This is a genomic window from Streptomyces sp. NPDC040589 (assembly GCF_055594445.1).
On sequence record NZ_JBVIWP010000013.1, the window covers coordinates 122,133 to 148,007 of the forward strand.

General features: G+C 72.6%; 26 protein-coding genes. 14 read left to right on the top strand and 12 right to left on the bottom strand.

Features of this window, described 5'->3' with window-relative positions; translation table 11 throughout:
• Positions 1-187 precede the first annotated feature (187 nt).
• The 3 genes from ACZ58V_RS37935 (at position 188) to ACZ58V_RS37945 (ending at position 2,568) form a co-directional block, all read left to right on the top strand.
• Positions 188-1,573 (top strand): peptidase C39 family protein, encoded by a 1,386-nt coding sequence (locus tag ACZ58V_RS37935; protein ID WP_468198944.1) that lies wholly within the window; start codon positions 188-190, stop codon positions 1,571-1,573.
• A gap of 91 nt (positions 1,574-1,664) precedes the next feature.
• Positions 1,665-1,811, top strand: coding sequence for an SCO1431 family membrane protein (locus ACZ58V_RS37940; RefSeq protein ID WP_471295787.1), 147 nt, complete (start codon positions 1,665-1,667; stop codon positions 1,809-1,811).
• A 97-nt stretch (positions 1,812-1,908) separates the two neighbouring features.
• Complete coding sequence (locus ACZ58V_RS37945) at positions 1,909-2,568, top strand: TetR/AcrR family transcriptional regulator (protein WP_468198939.1); 660 nt, start codon at positions 1,909-1,911, stop codon at positions 2,566-2,568.
• A gap of 51 nt (positions 2,569-2,619) precedes the next feature.
• Here the strand turns inward: ACZ58V_RS37945 and ACZ58V_RS37950 are convergent, their stop codons facing one another.
• On the bottom strand, positions 2,620-3,888 hold the full coding sequence (locus ACZ58V_RS37950) for a glycoside hydrolase family 18 protein (RefSeq protein ID WP_471295790.1): 1,269 nt from the start codon (positions 3,886-3,888) through the stop codon (positions 2,620-2,622).
• A 331-nt stretch (positions 3,889-4,219) separates the two neighbouring features.
• On the opposite strand from ACZ58V_RS37950, the gene ACZ58V_RS37955 reads away from it, so the two are divergent.
• Positions 4,220-5,392: an acyl-CoA dehydrogenase family protein gene (locus ACZ58V_RS37955; protein ID WP_471295792.1), complete on the top strand. Its 1,173-nt coding sequence runs from the start codon at positions 4,220-4,222 to the stop codon at positions 5,390-5,392.
• Here the strand turns inward: ACZ58V_RS37955 and ACZ58V_RS37960 are convergent.
• Positions 5,355-5,603 (bottom strand): hypothetical protein, encoded by a 249-nt coding sequence (locus ACZ58V_RS37960; protein WP_382840741.1) that lies wholly within the window; start codon positions 5,601-5,603, stop codon positions 5,355-5,357. The two genes, ACZ58V_RS37955 and ACZ58V_RS37960, sit on opposite strands and share 38 nt — an antisense overlap.
• A gap of 207 nt (positions 5,604-5,810) precedes the next feature.
• Positions 5,811-6,245 carry a hypothetical protein gene (locus ACZ58V_RS37965; RefSeq protein WP_468198931.1) on the bottom strand — a complete coding sequence of 145 codons (435 nt, stop codon included), beginning with the start codon at positions 6,243-6,245 and terminating at the stop codon, positions 5,811-5,813.
• A 268-nt stretch (positions 6,246-6,513) separates the two neighbouring features.
• Between ACZ58V_RS37965 and ACZ58V_RS37970 the strand changes: the two genes are divergently transcribed.
• From ACZ58V_RS37970 to fxsA, 4 genes are all read left to right on the top strand, one after another.
• Positions 6,514-6,954: an Lrp/AsnC family transcriptional regulator gene (locus ACZ58V_RS37970; RefSeq protein ID WP_039932055.1), complete on the top strand. Its 441-nt coding sequence runs from the start codon at positions 6,514-6,516 to the stop codon at positions 6,952-6,954.
• Positions 6,955-7,020: 66 nt separating this feature from the next.
• The gene (locus ACZ58V_RS37975) at positions 7,021-8,622 is read left to right on the top strand and encodes an amidohydrolase (protein ID WP_468198928.1); all 1,602 of its coding nucleotides are present in this window, start codon (positions 7,021-7,023) and stop codon (positions 8,620-8,622) included.
• 534 nt (positions 8,623-9,156) lie between these two features.
• Positions 9,157-9,960 (top strand): polyprenol monophosphomannose synthase, encoded by an 804-nt coding sequence (locus tag ACZ58V_RS37980; protein ID WP_471295794.1) that lies wholly within the window; start codon positions 9,157-9,159, stop codon positions 9,958-9,960.
• Between the two features lie 76 nt (positions 9,961-10,036).
• A complete protein-coding gene (fxsA, locus tag ACZ58V_RS37985) occupies positions 10,037-10,612 on the top strand; it encodes an FxsA family membrane protein (RefSeq protein ID WP_468198925.1) in 576 nt (191 codons plus the stop codon).
• 114 nt (positions 10,613-10,726) lie between these two features.
• Here the strand turns inward: fxsA and ACZ58V_RS37990 are convergent, their stop codons facing one another.
• The 4 genes from ACZ58V_RS37990 to yczE all read right to left on the bottom strand — a co-directional run bounded on the left by ACZ58V_RS37990 (position 10,727) and on the right by yczE (position 14,195).
• On the bottom strand, positions 10,727-11,104 hold the full coding sequence (locus tag ACZ58V_RS37990) for an RNA polymerase-binding protein RbpA (protein WP_184597099.1): 378 nt from the start codon (positions 11,102-11,104) through the stop codon (positions 10,727-10,729).
• Positions 11,105-11,382: 278 nt separating this feature from the next.
• Entirely contained in the window at positions 11,383-12,729 is a 1,347-nt protein-coding gene (locus tag ACZ58V_RS37995) for an MFS transporter (RefSeq protein WP_468198923.1), read from the bottom strand.
• A gap of 48 nt (positions 12,730-12,777) precedes the next feature.
• A complete protein-coding gene (locus ACZ58V_RS38000; protein ID WP_471295797.1) occupies positions 12,778-13,545 on the bottom strand; it encodes a glycerophosphodiester phosphodiesterase in 768 nt (255 codons plus the stop codon).
• Positions 13,542-14,195 (bottom strand): membrane protein YczE, encoded by a 654-nt coding sequence (gene yczE, locus ACZ58V_RS38005; protein ID WP_471295798.1) that lies wholly within the window; start codon positions 14,193-14,195, stop codon positions 13,542-13,544. The genes ACZ58V_RS38000 and yczE overlap by 4 nt, the downstream gene beginning before the upstream one ends.
• 100 nt (positions 14,196-14,295) lie before the next feature.
• Here yczE and ACZ58V_RS38010 point away from each other — a divergent pair, with 100 nt between their 5' ends.
• Complete coding sequence (locus ACZ58V_RS38010) at positions 14,296-15,795, top strand: SCO1417 family PLP biosynthesis transcription factor (RefSeq protein ID WP_471295799.1); 1,500 nt, start codon at positions 14,296-14,298, stop codon at positions 15,793-15,795.
• Positions 15,796-15,901: 106 nt separating this feature from the next.
• Here the strand turns inward: ACZ58V_RS38010 and ACZ58V_RS38015 are convergent, their stop codons facing one another.
• Together ACZ58V_RS38015 and ACZ58V_RS38020 are read right to left on the bottom strand one after the other, a co-directional pair.
• Entirely contained in the window at positions 15,902-17,590 is a 1,689-nt protein-coding gene (locus ACZ58V_RS38015) for a hypothetical protein (RefSeq protein ID WP_471295801.1), read from the bottom strand.
• 52 nt (positions 17,591-17,642) lie between these two features.
• Entirely contained in the window at positions 17,643-17,837 is a 195-nt protein-coding gene (locus ACZ58V_RS38020) for a hypothetical protein (RefSeq protein WP_030843336.1), read from the bottom strand.
• Between the two features lie 297 nt (positions 17,838-18,134).
• On the opposite strand from ACZ58V_RS38020, the gene ACZ58V_RS38025 reads away from it, so the two are divergent.
• The 5 genes from ACZ58V_RS38025 to ACZ58V_RS38045 all read left to right on the top strand — a co-directional run bounded on the left by ACZ58V_RS38025 (position 18,135) and on the right by ACZ58V_RS38045 (position 23,599).
• Complete coding sequence (locus ACZ58V_RS38025; protein WP_184597089.1) at positions 18,135-18,527, top strand: ankyrin repeat domain-containing protein; 393 nt, start codon at positions 18,135-18,137, stop codon at positions 18,525-18,527.
• 300 nt (positions 18,528-18,827) lie between these two features.
• Entirely contained in the window at positions 18,828-20,246 is a 1,419-nt protein-coding gene (locus ACZ58V_RS38030; RefSeq protein WP_468198910.1) for a HEAT repeat domain-containing protein, read from the top strand.
• Between the two features lie 187 nt (positions 20,247-20,433).
• A complete protein-coding gene (locus tag ACZ58V_RS38035) occupies positions 20,434-21,561 on the top strand; it encodes a glycosyltransferase family 4 protein (RefSeq protein ID WP_471295805.1) in 1,128 nt (375 codons plus the stop codon).
• On the top strand, positions 21,558-22,736 hold the full coding sequence (locus tag ACZ58V_RS38040) for a glycosyltransferase (RefSeq protein ID WP_468198905.1): 1,179 nt from the start codon (positions 21,558-21,560) through the stop codon (positions 22,734-22,736). Before ACZ58V_RS38035 ends, ACZ58V_RS38040 begins: the two co-directional genes overlap by 4 nt.
• On the top strand, positions 22,733-23,599 hold the full coding sequence (locus tag ACZ58V_RS38045) for an SGNH/GDSL hydrolase family protein (protein ID WP_468198903.1): 867 nt from the start codon (positions 22,733-22,735) through the stop codon (positions 23,597-23,599). The genes ACZ58V_RS38040 and ACZ58V_RS38045 overlap by 4 nt, the downstream gene beginning before the upstream one ends.
• A gap of 27 nt (positions 23,600-23,626) precedes the next feature.
• Here the strand turns inward: ACZ58V_RS38045 and ACZ58V_RS38050 are convergent, their stop codons facing one another.
• Genes ACZ58V_RS38050 through ACZ58V_RS38060 form a run of 3 tightly spaced genes read right to left on the bottom strand, consistent with a single transcriptional unit; the run spans position 23,627 to position 25,865 of the window.
• Complete coding sequence (locus tag ACZ58V_RS38050; protein WP_468198900.1) at positions 23,627-24,496, bottom strand: 5-oxoprolinase subunit C family protein; 870 nt, start codon at positions 24,494-24,496, stop codon at positions 23,627-23,629.
• The gene (gene pxpB, locus ACZ58V_RS38055; RefSeq protein ID WP_468198897.1) at positions 24,493-25,110 is read right to left on the bottom strand and encodes a 5-oxoprolinase subunit PxpB; all 618 of its coding nucleotides are present in this window, start codon (positions 25,108-25,110) and stop codon (positions 24,493-24,495) included. The genes ACZ58V_RS38050 and pxpB overlap by 4 nt, the downstream gene beginning before the upstream one ends.
• Positions 25,107-25,865, bottom strand: a complete 759-nt coding sequence (locus ACZ58V_RS38060; protein ID WP_468198895.1) for a LamB/YcsF family protein — start codon at positions 25,863-25,865, stop codon at positions 25,107-25,109. Before ACZ58V_RS38060 ends, pxpB begins: the two co-directional genes overlap by 4 nt.
• Between the last annotated feature and the right edge of the window lie 10 nt (positions 25,866-25,875).

A 25,875-nucleotide genomic window follows, 5' to 3' on the forward strand; every position in this document is an offset into this window, starting at 1 on the left:
AACTCTAACCAGACAGTTCACGGGCTCCTGCCACTGGTCGACGCCAATATTGGTGGGCGTGGCGCGGGCCGAAGTGCTGGCAGGACCCGGCGGGCTGTGCTCATATGTGGCGCACACGCATGTGCGACCGACCGTGCAACGGACCTGCCCCGCCCCTGCCCGACTCCGACACCCGGGGGTCCCCGCCATGAGCAGAGCCGAACAGCCGTCCCGCAGAACCGTCCTGGCCGCCGCGGTCGTCGCCGCCGTCACCGCGAGCGCGGGTCCGGCGGCCGCCGACACCGAGATCTCCATGACGCACGACACCGACACCACGGACCCCGCCCGGGCGGTCCCGGCCCGCACCGTGGACAACCGGGCCTGGGTCTCGTACGGCGACTGGCGCGGCGGCACCGCCCGAGGGACCCGTGCCGTCGCGGGCGCCCGCCCGGGCCTGGTGATCGCGAAGCCCGCCGGAACCGCCGACTACAAGGACCCGCACACCGGCACCACCGCCCCTTGGGAGTACGGCACCTGGACGTCCCCCGTCCACCGGCTCGCCGTCCCCGCGACGGAGGCGATCGTCTCCTGGAACGCGCGCACCCCGGCCGGCACCTGGATCCAGGCCGAGCTCAAGGGCACCTACACCGACGGCACCAGCAGCCCCTGGTACGTGATGGGCCGCTGGGCCGCGGGCGACCAGGACATCCGGCGCACCTCGGTCGACGACCAGAGCGACGGCAAGAGCACCGTCTGGACGGACACGCTGGCCGTCGACGACCCGGCGACGGGCCTGCGCCTGGCCTCCTGCCGCCTGCGTCTGACGCTGTACCGCGAGCCGGGCACCAAGGCCACGCCCACCGTGTGGCGGCTCGGCGCGATGGGGTCCGACGTCCCCGACCGGTTCACCGTCCCGGCGTCCGCGCCCGGCCTCGCGAAGGAACTGGTCGTCCCGCGGTACTCGCAGGAGATCCACAAGGGCCAGTACCCCGAGTACGACAACGGCGGCGAGGCCTGGTGCAGCCCGACCTCCTCCCAGATGATCGTCGAGTACTGGGGCGGCCGGCTCACCCCGAAGCAGCTGGCCTGGGTGGATCCCTCGTTCGCCGATCCGCAGGTGTGCCACGCGGCCCGCTTCACCTACGACCACCAGTACGCGGGCTGTGGCAACTGGCCGTTCAACGCCGCCTACGCGGCCACGTTCAAGGACCTCCAGGCCGTGGTCACCCGGCTCGGCTCGCTCACCGACCTGGAGAGGCTGATCGCGGCGGGCATCCCGGCCATAACGTCCCAGTCCTTCCTGAAGGAGGAGCTGACCGGTGCCGGGTACGGCACCGCCGGGCACCTGATGACCGTCATCGGCTTCACCGCCTCCGGCGACGTGATCGCCAACGACCCCGCCTCGGCGAGCAACCAGGCCGTGCGGCGCGTCTACCGGCGGCGCGAGTGGGAGAACATCTGGCTGCGGACCAAGCGGTACAACGCCTCCGGCAAGGTCGTCTCCGGCACCGGCGGCGTCTGCTACCTGTACTTCCCGGCGAGTCCGACCGCGGCCCAGCGCGAGGCGCTGACAGCCGTGGGCGTGCGCGTGTGACCAAGCTCTCGGCCGCAAAAGCCGCTTCGGGTGGCAAGGTGGGCGGAACTTCGGGGGAAGTCCGCCCGCCCCAAAGGATCAGCGAGAAGCCATGACCGCACACTCAGCCGCCGCCGCCGCCGCCGGCGTTCGCACGGGCGGCCCCAAGGACGAAGGCCCGAAGATCGTCGAGCAGGTCATGGGCTGGACGCTCGTCGTGGTCGTCGCGATGCTCGTGACCCAGCTCGGGCTGCTCTGACCCCTGCCCGGAGCGCTGTGACCTGACCCACGGCCCGGCCCTGCGACCTGCCATACTGCGAATGTCCCTCCTCGCCCGCCTGGAACCAGGGTCGAAATTGAATATCAGTCAACAGCCTGCCGCGCGCCCCAGAGCCCGCGGCACCGAGCGCTCGCTGGCGCGCCGTGCCGAACTCATCGCCATCGGCCGGAGGTTGTTCGCCGACACGTCCTACGACGCCCTTTCGATGGACGACATCGCCCGGCAGGCGCACGTCGCCAAGGGGCTCATCTACTACTACTTCCAGTCCAAGCGGGGCTACTACCTGGCCATCATCCAGGACTCGGTCACCGACCTGGTCACCCTGGCGGCGGGCGGACTCGAACTGCCCCCGGTCGACCGTGTCCAGCGCACGATCGACAGCTATCTGCGCTACGCCGAGCACCACCAGGCCGCGTACCGCACGATCGTCAGCGGCGGGGTCGGCTTCGACACCGAGGTGCACGCCATCCGGGACGGTGTGCGCGAGGCCATCGTCGCCACCATCGCCGAGGGCGCGTACGGCCGTGTCGACATCACCCCGCTGGCGCGGATGGGTCTGCTGGCCTGGGTGTGCAGTGTCGAGGGCGCCACCCTCGAATGGATCGACCGCCCCGAACTGCCCCGCGAGACCATGTGCGAGCTGCTGGTGAAGGGCCTCGGCGGCGCTCTGCGGGCGATCGAGGACCTGGACCCCGCCTACCCGGCCCCGCAGGCGGCCGCCCGCCAGGACGCGTGAGACGGGGGCGGAGGGCCCGTCACGGTCCCTCCACCCCCGAATCGCCCCGCCCTACTTGATGGCCTTGATCAGCTCACCGTTCGCCGTGTCGCCGCTCAGCTCCCAGAAGAACGTGCCGCCCAGACCCTGCTGGTTCTTGTACGTCATCTTGGTCCCGATGGTCGCCGGGGTGTCGTAACTCCACCAGTTGTTCCCGCACTTGGCGTACGCCGTGCCGGCCACCGTCCCTGTCGCCGGGCACTTGGCCTTGAGCACCTTGTAGTCGTCGATGCCCTGTTCGTACGTGCCCGCCGCCGGGCCGGTCGCGGTGCCGCCGGGGGCCGACTGGGTGACGCCCGTCCAGCCGCGGCCGTAGAAGCCGATGCCGAGCAGCAGCTTCGAGGCGGGGATGCCGAGGCCCTTGAGCTTCGCGATGGTCGCCGACGTGTGGAAGCCCGCCTTCGGGATGCCGGAGTACGAGGTCAGCGGAGAGTGCGGGGCCGTCGGTCCTGCGGCGTCCCAGGCGCCGAAGAAGTCGTACGTCATCGGGTTGTACCAGTCGACGTACGGGGCGGCGCCCGCGTAGTCCGCCGCGTCGATCTTGCCGCCCGGGGTGGCGTCGGCCGTGATCGCCGCGGTGACGAGGTTGCGGGAGCCGAACTTGGCGCGCAGGGCCTGCGTCAGGTTGCGGAAGGCCGCCTTGCCGCTGGTGTCGCAGGTCGCGCCGCAGGCGTTCGGGTACTCCCAGTCGATGTCGATGCCGTCGAAGACGTCGGCCCACTTGGAGTTCTCGACCAGGTCGTAGCAGGACTGGGCGAAGGCGGCCGGGTTCCTGGCGGCCTCGCCGAAGCCGCCCGACCAGGTCCAGCCGCCGAAGGACCACAGGACCTTGAGGTTCGGATGCTTCCGCTTCAGCTCGCGCAGCTGGTTGAAGTTGCCGCGCAGCGGCTGGTCCCAGGTGTCGGCCTTGCCGTCGACGGAGTCGGCGGCGGTGTAGGCCCGGTCGGTGGCCGCGTAGGCGTCGCCCATCGCGCACTTGCCGCCGGTGACGTTGCCGAAGGCGTAGTTGATGTGGGTGAGCTTCGCCGCCGAGCCGGACGTCTCGATGTTCTTGACGTAGTACTTGCGGTCGTAGGTGCCCCATTCGGTGAAGTACCCGAGGACCTTGGAGCCGGCGGCCCTGGAGCCGGGTGCGGCCTTCGATGCCGCGGCGGCCTCCTGAGCCGAGGTCGCCGCGGTGGCGGTCGAGGTGCCCGCGCCGGCCAGGAGACCGGCGCCGAGGACGGCGCAACAGGCCGCGGACACGATGGCCCGAAGGCGGGAGCGGTGAGGGGTGTGCATCCGGTGTCTCCTCGCGGGGAGAGGGAACGCGCGCCGATTGGCATGAGCGCGATGAATCGGTGAAGCGAAACGGTAGGAGGACTAGACCAGTGCGGTCAATGGTTCGGACCAATTTCGATCCGGCTGATGTGCTCGGGTATTACCTGAAGTAAGCGGTCGTTAACTGGTGACTGCGTGCCTCCGATCGGGCATACTCACAGCGCACAGCCGCTGGTCAGCAGCTTCCGAGACCCGGGACTGCAAGCATCGGCCAGGCACCAGATCGACCCGGCGGCGCCGCCCCCACCCATGGGCCCGACCGCCAGTGCCCGACAGGGAGGAGAGCGTCGCCATGCCCGACCGCGCCCCGCAGCCGGTGGACCGACAACTGCCCACGGAGGAGGCCCGGGAACTGATCTCACTCGTCCGTGACATCGCGCGGCAGGAGATCATCCCGAAGGCGGCCGAGGAGGAGGACGCCGGCCGCTTCCCGCGTGAGCTGTTCACCCTGCTCTCGCACTCCGGTCTGCTCGGACTGCCGTACGCGTCCGAGTACGGCGGCGGCGACCAGCCGTACGAGGTCTATCTCCAGGCCCTCGAAGAGCTCTCCGCGGCCCGCCTCACGGTCGGCCTCGGCGTCAGCGTGCACACCCTGTCCTCCTATGCGCTCGCGGCCTACGGCACCAAGGAGCAGCAGGTCGAGCACCTGCCCGGGATGCTCGGCGGCGGCATGCTCGGCGCCTACTGCCTCTCCGAGCCGCACTCCGGATCGGACGCGGCGGCCCTGCGCACCAAGGCCGTGCGGGACGGCGACGGCTGGGTGATCACCGGCACCAAGGCCTGGATCACCCACGGCGGGATCGCCGACTTCTACACGGTCATGGCGCGCACCGGCGAGGAGGGCCCGCGCGGGATCACCGCGTTCCTGGTGCCCGGCGACGCGCCGGGGGTGAGCGCGGCGGTGCCCGAGAAGAAGATGGGTATGAAGGGCTCGCCCACCGCCCAGGTCCACTTCGACGGTGTGCGGATCTCCGACGACCGGCGCATCGGCGAGGAGGGGCAGGGCTTCGCGATCGCCCTGTCCGCGCTCGACTCGGGGCGGCTCGGCATCGCGGCCTGCGCGATCGGCGTGGCACAGGCGGCCCTCGACGAGGCCCTGGTGTACGCGGCCGAAAGGCGCCAGTTCGGGAAGGCGATCGCCGACTTCCAGGGGCTGCGCTTCATGCTCGCCGACATGGCGACGCAGATCGAGGCGGGCCGTGCGCTCTACCTCGCGGCGGCGCGGCTGCGGGACGCGGGCCGGCCGTTCGCCCGGCAGGCGGCCATGGCCAAACTGCACTGCACCGACACCGCGATGCGGGTCACCACCGACGCCGTACAGATCCTCGGCGGCTACGGCTACACCGCCGACTTCCCGGCCGAGCGCTACATGCGCGAGGCCAAGGTGCTGCAGATCGTCGAGGGCACCAACCAGATCCAGCGGATGGTCATCGCCCGCCATCTCGTGGGTCCAGAGGAACGCTGAACTGGTCGAGGCCCCGCCAGGGCGCCGCGAGCCGCATCCACTCCGGGTCGTGCCGGCCCGGCAGGGTGCGGCCGCCCTCGGCCCAGGTCCGCATCAGGTCGCGGTAGATCGGCGGGTCCTGGTAGCGCGGCGCGGGCGGCCGAACCGATTCTGCGGGTGCCGGGACGAAGAGGAGGCGCTGACGCCCGGTCACTGAGGAGATGGGGGTCATACCAGGGCAACGCGGCGGAGGCCGGACAGGTCACCGGATGGTGGAATCGGGCGTGCGTTCAGGGCTGCCCCCTTGTCGCTCCGCAAAGGCCTGGGGAACGCACGCCGCCCGGGTGCTCCGGACACACCGAACCGCACCACGGCACACTGCGAGCCGTGGCGCGGTTCACTCATCGGGGTGGAGCGAGCGGGCCGGGAAGGTCCGCGCTCAGGCTGCTTCGGGGCGCATGACGGGGACCCTGATCGGGCGCGAGCCGGGGCCGCCGACGTGCGAGAAGGGCTGGGTCCGCCAGTCGAGCCCCTGAGGGAGCGTCAACAGCAGGGCGGTGTCCTGCTCCTGAGGGTCCGCGGACTCGTCCGCGGGGCGGGCGTCCGTGGCCCTGCGGCCGGTGCCGGCGCAGACCGTGAGTCCGAACGGGTTCCACGGCGAGGCGCACAGCGCGTGCTCCGGCAGAACCTCTTCGTCCGCCAGCAGCGCGATTGGCTGAGCGCAGTCCGGGCAGACGACCCGGAACATCTCGAAGGTGTCGTAGAAGTCGAGTTCGTCGTCGAAGGTGTCGGGTTCGACGCCCTCCGGCTCGGGCTCGACGACGAGCTGCGGCCGCTTGGGCGCGGTGCGACCAGGGCGCTTAAGACTCTGCATTGGGTTCTCCCCCTCGGACTGGGCCGTTCAGGCACTGCGGCCTCGACCACAGCAAGCACTTCCCGTCCCCTCTCGGCGGTAATCACGAGAACATCACGGAGACTGTTCGAGCCCTGTGGCGTTCGTCACATGCCGCGCGCAGGTGCCCACTGCGGTGGATTTGTCCCCCGGATGGCTGACCGTCGACTTCCGGCCACATCACGAACCGGGCATGACCTGGGCTGCTCAGGTATCGGAGGAGATCAACGGCACTGTAGGTTCTTGCGCCATGGAGGAGCTGGACCGACAGATCGTGCAGCTGCTCGTCAAGGACGGGCGGATGAGCTACACCGACCTGGGCAAGGCCACGGGTCTGTCCACGTCGGCCGTGCACCAGCGGGTGCGCCGGCTGGAGCAGCGCGGCGTCATCCGCGGCTATGCCGCGGTCGTCGACCCGGAGGCCGTCGGGCTGCCCATGACCGCGTTCATCTCGGTCAAACCGTTCGACCCCAGCGCGCCCGACGACATCGCGGAGCGGCTCGCGGGCGTGCCGGAGATCGAGGCCTGCCACAGCGTCGCGGGCGACGAGAACTACATCCTCAAGGTGCGCGTCGCGACGCCGCACGAGCTGGAGGAACTGCTGGCCCGGGTACGGTCGTTGGCGGGGGTCTCGACGCGGACGACGGTGGTGTTGTCCACGCCGTACGAGGCGCGGCCGCCGCGGATCTGATCGCCGTCGGGCGTGGAAGGCGACCCTTGTTCGGAGTGATCGGGGTCAGGCGCGAGACTGTTGTCCATGAGTGAGTCCAGCGACCCTTCGAAGACCGTCCTGCTCCGTCGTGGAGAGGTTCACAGCCCCGCCGATCCGTTCGCCACCGCGATGGTCGTGGAACGCGGGCAGATTGCCTGGGTGGGGTCGGAGGGGGCCGCCGACGCCTTCGTGGACGGGGTCGACGAGGTGATCGACCTCGACGGCGCGCTGGTCACTCCGGCGTTCACCGATGCGCATGTGCACACCACTGCCACCGGTCTCGCGCTCACCGGCCTCGATCTGTCCGCCGCTTCCTCCCTCGAGGCCGCCCTGGCCCTCGTGCGGGACTTCGCCGCCTCCCGTCCGGACGACCGCGTCCTGCTCGGACACGGCTGGGACGCCGCCCGCTGGCCCGGCGGCCGCCCCCCGGCGCGTGCGGAGCTGGACGAGGCCGCCGGAAACCGGCCTCTCTACCTCAGCCGGATCGACGTCCACTCGGCGGTCGTCAGCACGGCCCTGCTCGACCTCGTTCCCGGCGTCGCCCGCGCGGACGGGCCGCTCACCGCCGACGCCCACCACGCGGTACGGGCCGCCGCGTTCGCGGCCGTAACGCCCGAGCAGCGCGTCGACGCGCAGCGCGCCGCGCTCGCGCACGCCGTCTCGCTCGGCATCGGCACGGTCCACGAGTGCGCCGGCCCGGAGATCTCCTCCGAGGACGACTTCACCGGCCTGCTGCGCCTCGCCGCCCAGGAGTCCGGACCGCGCGTCGTCGGCTACTGGGCGGAACAGGACGTCGCCAAGGCACGGGAGCTGGGCGCGATCGGCGCCGCGGGCGACCTGTTCGTCGACGGCGCCCTCGGCTCGCACACGGCCTGCCTGCACCAGCCGTACGCCGACGCCGGCCACCGGGGCAATGCCTACCTGGACTCCGCCGCCGTGGCCGCCCATGTCGTCGCCTGCACCGAGGCGGGTCTCCAGGCCGGCTTCCACGCCATCGGCGACGCGGCGGTGGACGCCGTGGTCGAGGGCGTGCGCGCCGCCGCCGAGAAGCTGGGCCTCGCCCGCGTCCGTGCCGCCCGTCATCGCGTCGAGCACGCCGAAATGCTCACCCCGGACGCGATCATGGCCTTCGCCGAACTCGGCCTCACCGCCTCCGTGCAGCCCGCCTTCGACGCCCTGTGGGGCGGCGAGGACGGCATGTACGCGCAGCGGCTGGGGGGCGAGCGGGCGCGTGCGCTGAACCCGTTCGCCGCCCTGCTGCGCGCCGGTGTCCCGCTCGCCTTCGGCTCCGACAGCCCGGTCACCCCGCTCGACCCGTGGGGCACGGTCCGGGCCGCCGCCTTCCACCGCACGCCGGAGCACCGCGTCTCCGTGCGCGCCGCGTTCACGGCGCACACGCGCGGCGGCTGGCGGGCCGTGGGGCGGGACGACGCGGGCGTCCTGGTGCCGGGCGCCCCCGCCGACTACGCGGTGTGGGGCACCGGCGAGCTCGTGGTGCAGGCTCCGGACGACCGGGTCGCCCGCTGGTCGACGGATCCCCGCTCCGGCACCCCGGGTCTGCCCGACCTGACCCCGGGCCGCGACCTGCCCGTCTGTCTGCGCACCGTGGTGGGCGGACGCACGGTCTTCGTACGGCCGGGCGAGTGATCTACGGGGGTGGCGCGCACGCGATTGTGTGCCGCGCCCCCGGCGCGCGACCTGCGTATCCTCCGCACTGACCAGGCCTTTGCCGGAAGATGCGCAGGTCAAACGGCTGTTGACAGGCGGCCGCAGGTGGCCGGTAGGTTCGGCGGAGTCCACCACCGGACGCCCGACCGGGAACGTCCGCGCACTCGCCGCAGCGCCGCCGGGTCAGGGACGGTGTGCCGCACCGGGCACCGCCACTGGGAGCCAGGCTCAGGCCGGTACAGCGCCGAGGGAACGTTCCGGCCGGTCGGGGAGGTGTGACCCGGGAGGGGCCCGGACGTTCAGTAGACAACGGCTTTCGGTCGATCCGCAGCCAGCGGGTCCCAGGTCGGCCCGAAGGGCGCCGGGCCCCCAACCGCCCGTACGCTCGCACGCGAAAAGCGCATTCTTACCCGCGCCTTGCGGATTCGACACCACCGTTCGAACGTCCTGTCGCGTCATCGCAGGCCGGGCCCACTATGGTGGATCCCTGCGTACGGACTTGAAGGGGCATCAGTGAACGACGGCGACGGAACCCTCGCGGCAGGAGCCCAGGGGAGGAAGTTCGGCCCGCTCGGCACGGCCTTGGTGATCATCCCGACCTACAACGAGGCGGAGAACATCAAGAGCATCGTCGGCCGGGTGCGCGAGGCCGTCCCCGAGGCGCACGTACTAGTGGCCGACGACAACAGCCCGGACGGCACGGGCAAGCTGGCCGACGAGCTGACGGTCGAGGACGACCACGTCCACGTGCTGCACCGCAAGGGCAAGGAGGGCCTGGGCGCCGCCTACCTGGCGGGCTTCCGCTGGGGCCTGGAGCGCGACTACGGCGTGCTGATCGAGATGGACGCCGACGGTTCCCACCAGCCCGAGGAACTGCCCCGTCTGCTCACCGCCCTCAAGAGCGCCGACCTGGTGCTCGGCTCGCGCTGGGTGCCCGGCGGACGGGTGGTGAACTGGCCGAAGTCCCGTGAGGTGATCTCCCGGGGCGGCAGCCTCTACTCCCGGCTCGCGCTCGACCTGCCGCTGCGCGACATCACCGGCGGCTACCGGGCCTTCCGCCGCGAGACCCTGCAGGGCCTCGGCCTCGAGGAGGTCGCCTCGCAGGGCTACTGCTTCCAGGTCGACCTCGCGCGTCGCTCGGTCAAGGCCGGCTACCACGTCGTCGAGGTGCCGATCACCTTCGTCGAGCGCGAACTCGGCGACTCCAAGATGAGCCGCGACATCCTCGTCGAGGCGCTCTGGCGGGTCACGGCCTGGGGCGTGGGGGAGCGGGTCGGCAAGGTCACGGGGCGCGGCGGCAAGCCGGCCAAGCCCTAGCGAGCTCCGGGGCGCTCGCGGGAGCGGCTGATCTGCCCTTATCCCGGACTGAGCCGGGTCCAGGCACACTGGAGGCATGACGACTGGCGCTCAGACCCCCAGTACCCCTGCCCGGCCCCGGCGCTCCCGGCTGCGTACGTTCCTGCCGTTGGGGCTCGCCGCGTGGCTCGTGCTGGAGATCTGGCTGCTCACGGTGGTCGCCGGGGCGTCCAGCGGGCTGGTGGTCTTCCTCGTCCTGCTCGCCGGCCTCGTCCTCGGCTCGGTCGTGATCAAGCGGGCCGGCCGGCGCGCCTTCCGGAACCTCTCCGAGGCGCTGCAACAGCAGCAGGGTGGTGCGATGCCGTCGGCGGCCCGGCCGAACAGCGAGGGCAACGGCCTGATGATGCTGGGCGGTCTGCTGCTGATGATCCCCGGCCTGGTGTCGGACGCGGTGGGTCTGCTCCTGCTGCTGCCGCCGGTCCAGAAGGCCGTGAGCCGCTCCGCGGAGCGCACCTTCGAGCGCAAGCTCCGCGAGGCCGACCCAGGCACCCTGGGCGGGGCGTTCCAGCAGGCCCGTATGCACCGCCCCGACGGCAAGGTCGTCCAGGGCGAGGTCATCAGGGACGAGCCGGGCGACGCCCCCAAGGAGCCGCGCCCGCCGCTGACGCACTGAGCGTCCCGGCAGCCGGGCACACGAGGCCCACGAGCACGACAAAAACCGCGGGCGCCGTACGTGACGTACGGCGCCCGCGGTTCTGATGCGCTGTTCGGCCAGGCCCGGAGGGGTTCAGGCCGACTTGCGGCTGCTGTCCCGGGGATGAATCGCGATGTTCATCGCACCGGAGCGCAGAACCGCCAGGCGCTCCTCGAGGACCTCTTCGAGTTCCTCACGGGTGCGCCGCTCCATCAGCATGTCCCAATGCGTACGCGCGGGCTTGCCCTTCTTCTCTTCCGGGACATCGCCGTCCACGAGGAGTGCCTGGGCCCCGCAGACCTTGCACTCCCACTCCGGCGGGATCTCCGCCTCGACCGAGAAGGGCATCTCGAACCGGTGCCCCTTCTCGCATGCGTACTCCACGGCCTGGCGCGGAGCCAAGTCGATGCCGCGGTCCGTCTCGTAGCTGGTCACCACGAGGCGCGTGCCGCGAAGAGCTCGCTCACTCATGAATCGTGCCTCCCGGGCTTGTCGCCCACAGGACAGGTGTCGCTGTCGTCGTCATCCGGTCAACGTCCGGTCGGCGGTAAAGATTCCCGTTCCGAGTCCCGTTCCGGGTCATGCGTCGCCGTCGTAGCCGCAGCCTTGTCAACCCTTGCAGTACCCACCAGCGCCCGGTTTGTCACATCTGCTAGCAGATGTAACCCAGCGTTTCGGCATCTTTGACGCGCAGTAACGGTACGCCTGGCAGGCCAAACGCGTACACTACAGCCCTTTCGCGCCGAGTGCTAAATCCTGTCAGGAACCGGATTCCCCGCTTCGCGGATCGCACGCCCCACGGGTACCCGGGCGAGCAGGACGAATCCGATGACGAAGAAGCCCACCAGCGAGATGATCGCGTCCCGGTAGCTCCCGGTCAGCTGGTAGGTGAGCCCGAACAGCAGCGGCCCGAGCCAGCTCATGCCGCGATCGCTCATCTCGTACGCCGAGAAGTATTCGGCCTCCTTCCCGGGCGGGACGAGATGGGAGAACAGGGAGCGGGACAGCGCCTGGCTGCCGCCGAGGACCAGGCCGATCCCGGCGGCCAGGACGAAGAACCACACCGGTGCCCCGGCCGGCAGGAAGTATCCGGCCGCCAGCGTCACCGTCCACGCGACGAGCGAGCCGAGGATCGTGCGCTTGGCCCCGTACGTCCGGGCCAGCCGGCCCATCGTCAGCGCGCCCGCCACTGCCAACACCTGCACCAGCAGGATCGCGCCGATCAGCGTGGACTGCCCGAGGCCCAGTTCCTTCGAGCCGTAGACCGAGGCCTGGGAGATCACCGTCTGGATGCCGTCGTTGTAGACCAGGTACGCGAGCAGGAAGGCCAGGGTCAGCGGGTGGCGACGCATGTCGCGGACGGTCGCCGCGAGCTGCCGGAAGCCGGGGAGGGCCGCCTCCCGCGCGGCGGATCTGCGGTCGCGCAGCCGCCGGAGCGGAATGAGGGCGAAAGCGCCCCACCACAGGCCGGCCGACGCCAGGCAGATGCGGACCGCCGCGCTCTCGGAGATGCCGAAGCTCTCGTGCCCGCTATAGAGGACGAGATTGACGACGAGGACCAGCGATCCCGCCGCGTAGCCGAAGGCCCAGCCTCGGGAGGAGACCGCGTCCCGTTGCTCGGGCGGGGCGATCTGCGGCAGGTACGAGTTGTAGAGCATCATCGCCACGGACTGCGCCGCGTTCGCGACGACCAGGAGGGCCCCGCCGAGCAGATAGCGGTCGCCGTCCAGGAAGAACATGGCAGCCGTGGCCGTGGCCCCTGCGTAGGCGGCGGCCGCGAGCAGCGGCTTCTTGCGGCCTGTGCGGTCGGCGGCGGCGCCCACCAGGGGCATCACCAGCACGGCCACGATCACCGACAGGGACACCGAGTACGCGAAGAAGGACCCGGCGCGCACCGGGATCCCGAGGGGGTGGACGTACCCGTCGGCGTCGGCCGCCGACTCGGCGACCGAGGTCAGATAGGGGCCCAGGAAGACGGTGAGCACGCTCGTCGAGTAGACGGAGCACGCCCAGTCGTAGAAGTACCAGCCGCGCTGCTCGCGTCTGAGATCAGCCGCCCCGTCGTCCTGCGGTGTCCGCACGGTGTCGGTGCCCACCCGTGCCCTCGCTTCCCCGTGAACGCGCGGAGGCGGCGGGGCGGGCTGTCAGACCCAGACGCCGCGGTCCACCATGACCTTGCGCAACGTGTCGATGTGATCGGTCATGATGCCATCCACACCCAGGTCCAGAAGCCGGTGCATGCCCTCGGGGTCGTTGACGGTCCACACATGTACCTGGAGCCCGCGCGCGTGGGCGGCGTGCAGGAAGCGGCGGTCCACGACCTGGATGCCGGACTGGATCTCGGGGACCTGGGCGGCGACCGCCGAGCGGCGCACCGCCGCGGGCAGCCCCCAGGAACGCAGCCGCAGACTGAGCACGCCCCGGGTGCCGTACGACGTGGCCAGGCGCGGGCCGGCCAGCCGCTGGGCGCGCACCACGCGTGCCTCGGAGAACGAGCCGAGGCAGATCCGGTCCCAGGAGTCCGTGCGCCCGACCAGGTCAAGGAAGGGCAGCAGGGCGGCCTCCGCCTTGACGTCGACGTTCCAGCGCACCTCGGGGAAGGTCTCCAGGAGCTCCTCGAAGAGGGGCAGCGGTTCCTCGCCCGCCACGCGCGCGTGGCGTACCTCCTGCCACGGCAGGTCGGCGATCCGGCCCGCGCCGTCCGTCACCCGGTCCAGGGTCGCGTCGTGGAATGCGACGAGCTTGCCGTCCCGGGTGGTGTGGACGTCGGTCTCGATGTACCGGTATCCCGTCTCGACGGCACACCGGAACTGCCGCACGGTGTTCTCCAGGCCGTCCGCCGCCCCGCCCCGGTGGGCGAAGGCGATCGGGCCGGGATGGTCGAGATAGGGATGGCGTATCCGCGGGGTCACGGACGCAGTATCGCTCCTCGGGGTTGACCGGTGGCAACGACCGTGCTGCCGCCGGATGCCGGGGGGACGGCGAACACGCGCAGGAACAGCTGGGCGAGCGGGCCGATCGAGACCGCGTACAGGAGGGTGCCGATGCCGACGGTGCCGCCCAGGGCGAAGCCCGTCGCCACGACCGTGAACTCGATGGCCGTGCGCACCAGGCGGATCGAGACGCCCGTGCGCTGGTGCAGGCCCGTCATGAGGCCGTCGCGCGGACCCGGGCCGAAGCGCGCCGCGATGTACAGGCCGGTCGCCGCGCCGTTCAGGACGATCCCCGTCACCATCAGCGTCACGCGCGCCACCGGGCCGTGCGCGTCGGGCACCAGGGCCAGCGTCGCGTCCATCGCCATGCCGATGACCAGCACGTTGGAGACCGTGCCCAGGCCCGGCCGCTGGCGCAGCGGGATCCAGGTGAGCAGCACCGCCGCGCCCACGATCGTCAGCACCACGCCGATCGACAGCTCCGTCCGCTCGGCGAGGCCCTGGTGCAGCACGTTCCACGGCTCCAGCCCGAGCCCCGACCGGACGAGCAGCGCCGAGCTCGCGCCGTACAGCGCGAGACCGGCGTAGAGCTGGGTCAGCCGCCGGGTGAGATGGCGCCGCGTGGACATGATGTGCCCTCCTGTGGTGCGAGTGGACTGATGCATGACACCCTGTGGCTTGGATGGAGAGGCCATCCATGGCCAATCCGGGGAAGGTGGACTGATTCCGATGGCGCAGTGGACTTCGGCCGTGGGCGCGGCGCAGCTCGCCCGGCTGCTCAACTCACAGCAGGAGCGCCCGGCTGGGCCCGGCACGCGACGCCCGCCCGCCTACCGCGCGCTCGCCGACGGCATCCGCCTGCTGGTACTCGAAGGACGGATCCCGGTGGCCGCCAGGCTGCCCGCCGAGCGGGAACTCGCCCTCTCCCTGACCGTCAGCCGTACGACGGTCGCCGCCGCGTACGAGGCGCTGCGCGGCGAGGGCTTCCTGGAGTCCCGGCGCGGCGCGGGCAGCTGGACCGCCGTGCCGGCCGGGAACCCGCTGCCCGCGCGCGGCCTGGAACCCTTGCCGCCCGAGGCCCTCGGCTCGTTGATCGACCTGGGCTGTGCGGCGCTGCCGGCCCCCGAGCCGTGGCTGACCCGGGCCGTGCAGGGTGCCCTGGAGGAACTGCCGCCGTACGCGCACACGCACGGCGACTATCCCGCAGGGCTGCCGGCGCTCCGTTCGATGATCGCCGAGCGCTACACCGCGCGCGGGATCCCGACCATGCCCGAGCAGGTCATGGTGACGACCGGGGCGATGGGCGCGATCGACGCGATCTGCCATCTGTTCGCCGGGCGGGGTGAGCGCATCGCCGTCGAGTCGCCCTCGTACGCCAACATCCTCCAGCTGATGCGGGAGGCCGGGGCCCGGCTGGTGCCCGTCGCGATGGCCGAGGGGCTCACCGGCTGGGACATGGACCGCTGGCGGCAGGTCCTGCGGGACGCCGCGCCCCGGATCGCGTACGTCGTCGCCGACTTCCACAACCCGACCGGTGCGCTCGCCGACGAGGACCAGCGGCGGCAACTGGTGGACGCGGCTCGCTCCGCGGGGACCGTGCTGATCGCCGACGAGACGATGAGCGAGCTGTGGCTCGACCCGGAGGTGCGCATGCCGAAGCCGGTGTGTTCCTTCGACCGGGCCGGGTCGACGGTGATCACGGTGGGGTCGGCGAGCAAGGCGTTCTGGGCCGGGATGCGCATCGGATGGGTGCGGGCCGCGCCGGACGTGATCCGCAGTCTGGTGGCCGCGAGGGCCTACGCCGACCTCGGCACGCCCGTGCTGGAGCAGCTGGCCGTCAACTGGCTGTTCGGGACGGGGGGCTGGGAGCAGGCCGTGGAGGTGCGGCGGGAGCAGGCGCGGGAGAACCGCGACGAACTCGTGGCGGCGGTGCGGCGGGAGCTGCCCGGGTGGGAGTTCGAGGTGCCCCGCGGCGGTCTGACGCTGTGGGTGCGAACCGGGGGGCTCTCCGGGTCGCGGCTCGCCGAGGCGGGGGAGCGGGTGGGCGTACGGGTGCCGTCCGGGCCGCGGTTCGGCGTGGACGGCGCGTTCGAGGGGTATGTGCGGCTGCCGTTCACCGTAGGGGGCGCGGTGGCCGAGGAGGCGGCTGTGCGGTTGGCCGCGGCGGCGCGGATCGTGGAGGAGGGCGGTGCGGGGGTCGGAGAGGCGCCGCGGACGTTTGTGGCGTAGTGCTCCGCTGTGGCGTAGTGCTCCGCGGCTCGGTCGCGCGGGGCGTTCAGCGCCGCCGGGCCGGTCCCGGCGCCCCGTCGGCGTGACCGGGGCGCCCCCCGCGTCGCTAGGTCGCCTTCGCTTTCGTCTTCGCCGGCTTGGTCAGAACCGGTACCGGATTCGGAATCGAGTCCTTCGCCTTCGTCGGGACCGGTACCGGATCCGGCGCGGATTCAGGCTTCGGATCCGTCGTGAGCGGCTCCGCTTCCGTCCCCTCCGGCTCGGGGACCGTCTCCCCGTCCGCCGGTGTCGTGCGCGGCGGGAGGAGGTCCAGGACCGCCTGGCGGTGTGCGTCGGACGTGGCGTCGTCGTAGGGGTTGGGCGTGGCCGGGACCTGGAGGCGGTGGACCGGGCCCATGCCGAGCCGGGCGTAGCCGCGGCCGGGCGGGACCTCCTCGACGGGGGTGGTGTGCGGGGGCGCTCCCAGGACGGACTCGAGCTGCTCGGCCGTCGCCGGGCCGAGGACCACGCGCGCGCGGGTGTGCTGGCGTACCGGTTCGCCGAGGGCCTCCATGGTGTCCAGCTGCTCGGCCACGACCACCGTCACGTTCGCCGGGCGGCCGTGCCGCAGCGGGACCTGGAGGAGGGACTGCGGGTCCTTGCGGTCCTGGGCGGCGGCCAGGTGGGTGAACGCCGTCGGGCGGTCCAGCAGGATCCACAGGGGGCGCTTGGTGTCGTCCGGCGGCGGCTCGCCCGCCTGATGGGCACGGTTGGCCGCGATCAGCCGGCGCTCGGTCTCGGTCGCGGCCCACTCCAGGCTCGCCAGCACCCCGGGGAGGCCGCACTCCACGGCCAGCACGCCGTCCCGGCCGGTCAGACAGGCGTACTCGCCGGTGCCGCCGCCGTCGACGATCACCACGTCGCCGTGCTGGAGGGCCTGCAGGGCGATGGACCGCAGCAGGGTCGAGGTGCCGGTGCCCGGCTGGCCGAGGGCGAGCAGATGCGGCTCGGTGGAGCGCAGGCCCGTGCGCCACAGGACCGGCGGCACGTCCCGCTGCTGTTCGCCGTGGGCCAGGGGGAGGGTGCGCTGGACCCGGGTGGGGTCGGTGAAGCCGAGGACCGTCTCGCCCGGAGCGGTGACGAAGCGCTGGGCGGCGATGTCGACGGCGAGCGGCATGAACACGCTGACCGTCAACTGGTTGCCTTCCTCTTCCCACGAGAAGTGGTACTCGCGGCCGCGGCCCGACTTGGCCGCGAGCAGGCCCTCGATCCGGGCGCGGGACTCGGCCTCGCCGTCGGCGAAGTACGCCGGGTAGTGGATCACCAGGTGCGAGATCCGGCCGGTGCCGTCGAAGGCGTAGGTGGGGAAGGCCTTCTCCCATGTGCCGCCGTGGGAGTACAGCGGCTCGGGGTCCTCGGCGGTGGAGAAGTACGGCACGAGCGCCTCGTACAGGGACTGCAGGCGCTGGGCCTGCGACTCGTCGGGCCCGTCGGAGGCCGCCGCGGCGTGTTCCCGGCCCTGCCATGCGGCCGCCGCCATCAGGGTGATGGCGGCGAGCAGCGGTCCGTACGGCATCAGCGCCACGACCAGGATGACGGAGGCCACAAGGAACAGCAGCGCTCCCCGTTTGTCCTTCGGGGTCTCGCTCCATCTGCGCCGTCCGGCCGCTGCCAGCCGGCGCAGACCGCGTGTGATCGTGATCAGCGGGTGGAGGACGTCGGTGGCGCTGTCGGCGGCCGTCCGGGCCAGCTCCCGGCTCCGGACGAGCTGCGCGCTGCCGTTGCTCAGAATGCGGGGGAGGGGGCGCCGGGCCACTGCTGCCTCCAGAGAGTGCGTACGGGCGGGATGCGTACGGGGTGCGGGGCCGTCAGAACTTGATTCCGCCGAGGAGGCTCGCCAGGCTCTCGCCGCCTGCCTTGATGCTCGGGGCGATGGCCGTGCTGGCCAGGTAGAAGCCGAAGAGCATCGCGACCACGGCGTGCGACGCCTTGAGGCCGTCCTTGCGGAAGAAGATGAAGACGACGATGCCGAGCAGGACCACGCCTGAGATGGAGAGGATCATTTGGGTTCTCCTGGTTCGCGGGGACAGTCACCATGAGTACTTCCAGGCTCACAGGATGTATCCATACGATAAAAGGTGCAACTGGGTGGAAAAGGGGTGGTTTCCCCCGGCTGCGGAATGGTCCCGGAACCGGTCGAGCTGGGGTGTTGTGCTCGCCCGGGTCCGTAGTGATCTTTACCTCGGGCACATCGGGTCATGTGCCGCGCGAGCCAGTACCCTGGCGATTCACTCGTACGGCTGCACCACTCGCAGACGTGCGCACCCGACGTGATGAGCAGTGGAGAGGCGGTCCGGCCGATGACCGAAGTCCCCGACCCCGAGGTCGTGGAGCTGGCGACCAAGATCTTCGATCTGGCCCGGCGGGGACGGACCGAGGCGCTCGTGGCGTATGTCGACGCGGGTGTTCCGGCCAACCTCACCAATGACCGCGGCGACTCGCTCGTGATGCTCGCCGCCTATCACGGCCATTCCGACGCGGTGCGCGCGCTCCTCGCCCGTGGCGCCGAGGCCGACCGGGTGAACGACCGAGGCCAGACCCCGCTCGCGGGAGCGGCCTTCAAGGGTGAGACGGACGTGATCAAGGCCCTCCTGGAGGGCGGCGCCGACCCGTCCGCCGGCACGCCCTCGGCCGTCGACACGGCCCGGATGTTCGGCCGGACGGAACTGCTCGAACTGTTCGGCGAGCGCTGAGCCGACCAGTCTGACCTGGAACGACACAGAAAACGGGGGAGGCGGTACAAGGCCGCCGAAATTTCGGTCGCGGCAGACGGAAGAGCCGAGTCATCATGACGACGTGGTTCACGGACGTGATGGTTGGGCAGGTGTTGCCGCACCGCGCGGGCCGTGACGCGGTCCGCAGGGGCCACCGACGAGAGGCAGAGGAAGATGGTCTACAGCAAGCAGGAAACGGCGGGCACTCCGACGTGTTGTCACGCGGCCAGGTAGTACACGTCCCCGGTTGCGTCGACGCTTGATGTGAGGCTGTTTCCCATGTTCGATCCGGTCATAGCGCCCAGCGGTACGCTGCTCGGCCTGCTCCAGCGGGGCCGCGGCGACGGCACGCTGCACGCGCTCACCGCCCCGCGCCCCGAGGCGCTCGCGGCGTTGAACCACTGTGTGCTGCGCGATCCCCGCCACGACTGGCAGGTGGAGAACCGCTCCCTCTACTACGCCCGCCTCTACCTCGACCTGAACGGCGAGCTGGACGCGATCGAGGCCCATCTCTTCGACGCCGAGGACGTCCTCGACACCGAGGAGTCACGCACCGGGCTCGCTCTCGCCGTCCTCGGGCACCTCGCCTCCTACGGCAGGCGGGACGCGCTCGAACTGCTGCGCAGGTACGCCGCCCACGGCTCGAACTGGGCCTGGGCCCTCGACGAACTCGCCCTCAGGGACGACGACGCGGGCCTGCGGGCCCTCGCCGCCCCCGTCCTCGCCCGGTTCCCGGCCGATCCGGAGGGCGAGGCCGAGCTGGCCGCCACCGTCCGCGACGCCTTCGAGCCCCGGCCGTGGCGGCTGTGGGCCGAGGATCCGCGCGAATCCATCGCCACACGCGTGCGTGCCGCCCACGAGACCGGCAGCTTCGACCGCTGGCAGCGGCAGATGCGGCCGACGGGCCCGCGCCCGGGATGGAGCGTGCAGGCCGTCTTCGAATGGGCCCAGCAGGGCCTCGACCGGGGCGCCGCACTCCATGTCCCGGCCGCACGCTGCCTCACCGCCGTGGCGGGGCCCGAGGACCGGGCCGAGATCGTCCAGGCCGCGAAGGACGGCGGCGACGGAGCCCGGTGCACCGCCCTGCGCTACCTCGCCGACGGCAACGATCCCGACGCCCTCGACCTGATCGAGGCCGCCGTGGCCACCGGCTCGACGGTCGTCGTGGAGGCCGCCGTCGACGCCTTCGAACGGATGCGCAGTCTCGTGGCCGTGGACCGGGCGCGCGGCTGGGCGCACCGGCCCGACGAGCTGGGTGCCGCCGCCGGACGCGTCCTCGCCTGTCTGGGCGGGGTGCACGACCGGGACCTGGTCCTCGCGGCGCTACGGGAGGCGGTGCGCGGCGAAGGCCCCGACGCGCCGACCCTGTGGACCCTGGTCGACGGCACCGGACGGCTCGGCATCGCCTGCGCCGCACCCGTGCTCCGCCACGTCTACCGCGAGACCGCCTCGTCCCATCTGCGCGGCCGGGCCGCCCGGGCCCTGGCCGCCACCGACCCCTCCTTCGCCACCGGCTTCGCCGTCGAATGCCTGTGGGACTGCGAGGAGACCACCCGCGAGATCGCCGCCCGGCACGCCGAGACCGGCGACACCCGGGTCGTGGAGCGACTGCGCCGGCTCGCCGCAGACCCGGCCGAGGAGGCCGAGGTCCAGACGGCCGTCCGCAGCCGGATCGGTCCCGAGGAGACCGCTGTGTGACCCCCCTCCGTTCCAGGACGCCAGGGCGGAATCAGGCCGCCCGGGTGAACGAGGGGTGACTGGCGGGTCAGGAGCGCATGGCCGCAGCCTGACCTGCGCGGGTGCACCTCAGAACGCTCATAGGACGTTCCTCGTTCGGAAAGATCCACGTTGACGCGGCCACGTCCGGCCCGGCGACAACACCGGTATGCGTGTCGTCATCGTGACCGAATCCTTTCCCCCCGACGTGAACGGCGTGGCCCACTGCGCGCTCCAGACCGCCCGGCACCTCGTCGATCGCGGTCACACCCCCGTCGTCGTGGCCCCGGCCCCGGCACCCGGGAACAAGCCCGACGCCTCCGCGCCGTGCCGAGTCGTCCACGTCCCCTCCCTCCCGCTCCCCGGCTACCCCCAGGTCCGCGTCGCCCTCCCCAGCCGCCGCCTGGCCGCCACCCTCATCGAGCACCGTGCCGATGTCGTCCACCTCGCCAGCCCCTTCGTCCTCGGCGTGCGCGGCATGGCCGCCGCCGCCCGCCTCGGCATCCCCGCCGTCGCCGTCTACCAGACCGACCTGGCCGGATACGCCCGTACGTACATGGGCGCCGGAGAGGCCGCCGCCTGGCGGCGCATCCGCTCCGTCCACGGCGCCGCCGACCTCACTCTCGCGCCGTCCAGCGCTGCCCTCAACGACCTGGAGACGCACCAGGTGCCCCGGGTCAAGCTGTGGCCGCGCGGCGTCGACACCGAACGTTTCCGGCCCGACCGCCGCGACGAGGCCCTGCGCCGCGAGCTGGCCCCCAACGGCGAGCTGATCGTCGGCTACGTCGGCCGGCTCGCCCCCGAGAAGCACGTCGAACTCCTCGCCGGTGTCTGCGGCCTGGAGGGCGTCCGGGTCGTGATCGTCGGCGACGGCCCCAGCCGGCCCGGCCTGGAGCAGGCGCTGCCGGGCGCGGTCTTCCTCGGCCGCCGCACCGGTGACGATCTCGCCCGGGTCTTCGCCTCGTTCGACGTCTTCGCGCACACGGGCCCCTTCGAGACCTTCTGCCAGACCGTGCAGGAGGCCATGGCCAGCGCTCTGCCGGTCGTGGCGCCCGCCGCGGGCGGGCCGCTGGACCTGGTCGCGCACGGGCAGACCGGGCTGCTGGTGCCGCCGCGCGACGCGACCGCCGTACGGGACGCGGTGCGGTCCCTGGCCGCCGATCCCGGGCTGCGGGCCGCCTTCGGCGCCGCCGGGCGAGCCACGGTCGAGGGCCGCACCTGGGCGGCCGTGGGGGACCAGCTGATCGGGCACTACGCGAACGTGCTCGCCGGGCGCAGGACGGTGGTGGCGGCATGAGCGCGGGGAACGGGACCGGCCAGTCGCTGCGGATCGTCCGGCTCGCCAACTTCGTCGCCCCCGCGTCCGGCGGTCTGCGCACCGCCCTGCGTGAACTCGGCAGGGGCTTCAAGGCGGCGGGGCACGAGCCCGTCCTCGTCGTCCCCGGCGAGCGGACGAGCGAGCGCGAGACCGAGCAGGGGAGGGTGATCACCCTCCCCGGGCCGCTGCTGCCCGGCACCGGCGGCTACCGCGTCCTCGCCGACAAGCGGAGGGTGGCCCGCCTCCTGGAGGAACTCGCTCCGGACCGCCTGGAGGTGTCCGACCGTACGACCCTCAGGTGGACCGGCAAGTGGGCGCGGCGCGCCCGGGTCCCGGCCGTGATGGTCTCCCACGAGACCGCCGACGGCGTGCTGCGCACCTGGGGCCTGCCCGAGGGGGCCGCCCGGCGGGCCGCCGACGCCCTCAACGTCCGTACGGCCCACACGTACGCGCGCGTGGTGTGCACCACCGAGTTCGCCGAGCGGGAGTTCGTGCGGATCGGGGCACGCAACGTCGTCCGGGCCCCGCTGGGCGTCGACCTGGTGCAGCGGCACCCGGCGCTGCGCGATCCGGAGCTGCGGGCGCGGCACGCGCGCGTGGACGAGACGCTGCTCGTGATGTGTTCACGGCTGTCCGTCGAGAAGCGGCCCGGCACGGCGCTGGACGCCCTGGAGACGCTGCGGCGGCGCGGGCGACGGGCGGTGCTGGTGGTGGCCGGCGACGGTCCGCTGCGCGCGCGGCTCGAACAGCGGGCCCGCGAGAGCGCCTTGCCGGTCACCTTCCTCGGGCATGTCACCGACCGCGGGCTGCTCGGCGCGCTCCAGGCGTCCGCCGATGTCGCCCTGGCCCCGGGGCCCGCCGAGACCTTCGGGCTCGCCGCGCTGGAGGCCATGGCGTGCGGCACCCCCGTGGTGGCGAGCGCGTCGTCCGCGCTCTCGGAGGTCATCGGCTCCGCCGGGTCCGTCGCGGCGGATCACGGGGAGGCCTTCGCGGACGCCGTGGACCTGCTGCTGGAAGGCCTGGAGGCGGACCGGCGCGAGGCCGCACGCGCGCGTGCGGAGTGCTTCGGCTGGAACGCGGCGGTCGACGCCTTCCTCGCCGCGCACGACGCGGCCGTCCCCGTGCGCCCGTACGTGCCCGGAGGCGTGGCATGAGACCCCCGCGGTTCGTGGGAGCCCCGCGTTTCGTGGCCCTCGGCGACTCGCTGACCGAGGGCGTGGGCGACCCCGTCGGCGACGGGTGGCGCGGCTGGGCCGCGCTGCTCGCCGACGGGCTCTGCGAGGGCCCCGCCCGGTTCACCAACCTCGCGGTGAGCGGTGCGCAGACCCGGGACGTGCTGGAGCGGCAGCTGCCCGCCGCGCTTGAACTGCGGCCCGAGCTCGTGTCCGTCGTCGTCGGCGTCAACGACACCCTGCGCTGCACCTTCGACATCCAGGCCGTCGCGGCCCGGCTCGACCGGGTGTACCAGGCCTGTACCGAGCGGGGCGCGGTCCTGCTCACCGCGTGCCTGCCCGACCCGGGCACGATGCTCGGGCTGCCGGGGGCGCTGGCCCACCCGCTGGCGCGGCGGCAACGGGCCGTGAACGCGGTCGTCCATGCCCTGTCCGACCGGTACGAAGCCCTGCACCTGCACGCGTGCGAGGGCGACTGGACCACGGACCGCGCCATGTGGAGCGCGGACCGGCTGCATCCCGGCGAACGGGGACACCGGCAACTGGCCCTGCGCTTCCACGCGCTGCTCGCCGAGCACGGCCTCGCGACAGGGCCCGCGCCCTCGCCCGAGCCAGACTTCCCCGTCCCGACGAAGTCGGCGAGCCTGTGGTGGCTGGCCACGGCCGGCACCGGCTGGGTGGCCCGCCGCTGCACCGACCTGCTGCCCCAGCTCCTGACACTGGCCGCCGACGAGCTACGGCACCGCGCCCGGGGGACCAGCGCCCGGCTCGACCTGCGGGCCTCCGCGGCGGTGTCGGCAGCGCTGGCCGCGCTGTCGGTGGCGGAGCAGGCGGATGCGGCCTGACCCGGTCGGCGGCCTGCTCCGAAGGGTTCAGCGACGCCGTACGGCCACGAAGCGCACCGGCGTACCCGGGACCGCCTGCGCGGCGGCCGGAAGGTCGGCGGCCCGGACCACCGCGATCACCGGGTAGCCCCCGGTGGTCGGATGGTCGGCCAGGAACACCACCGGCCTGCCGTCGGGCGGCACCTGGACCGCGCCCAGCACCATGCCCTCGCTGGGGAGTTCACCGTGCCGGGCCCGCTCCAGTGCGGGGCCCTCCGTGCGCAGCCCGATGCGGTTGCCGGCGGCGGACACCCGGTAGGCGCGTGAGACGAAGGCGCGCACGGCCTCCGGCGTGAACCAGTCGTCGCGCGGGCCGAGTGTCACCCGCAGGACCAGTTCGGCCGGCGGCGCCGGCTGCGGGGCGACGTCCACGCGCGCGTGCACACCGGTCGGCCTGCCCAGCGGCAGCACCGTGCCGTCCGTGAGCGGGGCCGGGCCGAGCCCCGACAGCAGGTCCGTCGAACGGCTGCCGAGCACGGGCTCGACGGCGATGCCCCCGGAGAGGCCCACGTACGCGCGCACGCCCGACAGCGCCGGACCGACGTCCAGCAGCGCCCCGGCGGGCACGCGCACCGGCGCGCCCCAGGGGACGGGCCGGCCGTCCACCGTGACCCGGCAGTGCGCGCCCGCCACCGCGATCGTGACCGTCGAACGGGGGCGCACGGCACAGCCGTTGAGCGTCGTCTCCAGCACGGCCGCCCCGGGCCGATTGCCGACCAGGCGGTTGACGAGGTCCGCGGCCGGCCCGTCCAGGGCACCGGAGCGGGGGACGCCGAGATGGGCGTGCCCGGGGCGGCCGAGGTCCTGCACGGTGGTCAGGGCCCCGGCCCGTACGACGGCCAGGGCGCGATCCGTCATGACCCCGCCTCGGGGACGAACCTCACGCACGTGCCCGGCGACAGCAGCGCGGCCGGTACCCGCGCGTGGTCCCACAGAACGGTGTCCGTCGTGCCGATCAACTGCCAGCCGCCCGGCGACGAGCGCGGGTACACGCCCGTGTACGGGCCCGCCAGCGCCACCGACCCGGCGGGGACGGCCGTGCGCGGGGTGGCCCGGCGCGGGACGTCGTAGCGCGACGGCAGCCCGGTGAGATAGCCGAAGCCGGGCGCGAAGCCACAGAAGGCGACCCGGAACTCCGTCTCCGCGTGGATGCGGGCGACCTCTCGCTCCGGCACGCCCCAGTGCGCGGCGACATCGGCCAGGTCCGGGCCGTCATACCTCAGAGGGATCTCGACCACCTCACGCGCGCGTGGGGGAGCGGGCGGTAGTTCGGCTGCGGTCAGTTCGGCGGCCAGCCGGGCGGGGGAGTCGAGGCCGTCGAGGAGGACCGTGCGGGCGGCGGGGACGATCTCACGGGCCGACAGCGAGCCCTCCGCGCGGCGTCGCAGCAGCTCCGCGTGCAGGGCCTGGGCCTCGTCGCCCGAGGCGACCTCGACGAGCAGCGCGTCCTCGCCGACGGGCCGGACCTTCATGCGAAGGCCTCCACCCGGATCCCCGACGTCTCCAGGCGTTCCCGCACCCGGCGCGCCAGCTCCACCGCGCCGGGCGTGTCGCCGTGCAGGCACAGGGAACGCGCGCGCACCTCGATGCGGGTCCCCGAGTGGGAGGAGACCTCGCCGGAGCGGGCCAGGGTCAACGACCGCTCCACGACGGCCTCCGGGTCGGTGACCACGGCGCCGTCCCGCGTGCGCGGCACCAGGGTGCCCGCGTCGGTGTACGCCCGGTCCGCGAACGCCTCCGTGACGACGGGCAGTCCGGCCTTGCCCGCCAGATCGAGCAGCCGCGAACCGGGCAGACCCAGCACGGGCAGCGCGGCATCCGCGAGGAGCACCCCGTCGACGACCGCGGCGGCCTGCTCCTCGTCGTGCACGACCCGGTTGTAGAGCGCGCCGTGCGGTTTGGCATAGGTCACGCGGGAGCCCGCGGCGCGGGCGAAGACCTCCAGGGCACCGATCTGGTAGGCCACTTCGGCCGCCAGCTCGGCGGACGGCACGTCCATCGCGCGCCGCCCGAACCCGGCCAGGTCCCGGTAGGACACCTGGGCGCCGATCCGCACTCCGCGCTCGGCCGCCAGCTCGCACACCCGGCGCATGGTGGCCGCGTCCCCGGCGTGGAAGCCGCACGCCACATTGGCGCTGGTGACCACGGACAGCAGCTGTTCGTCGTCGGTGAGCCGCCAGCGGCCGAAGCCCTCGCCGAGGTCGGCGTTCAGGTCGATCGAGGTCACGTGTCGCATC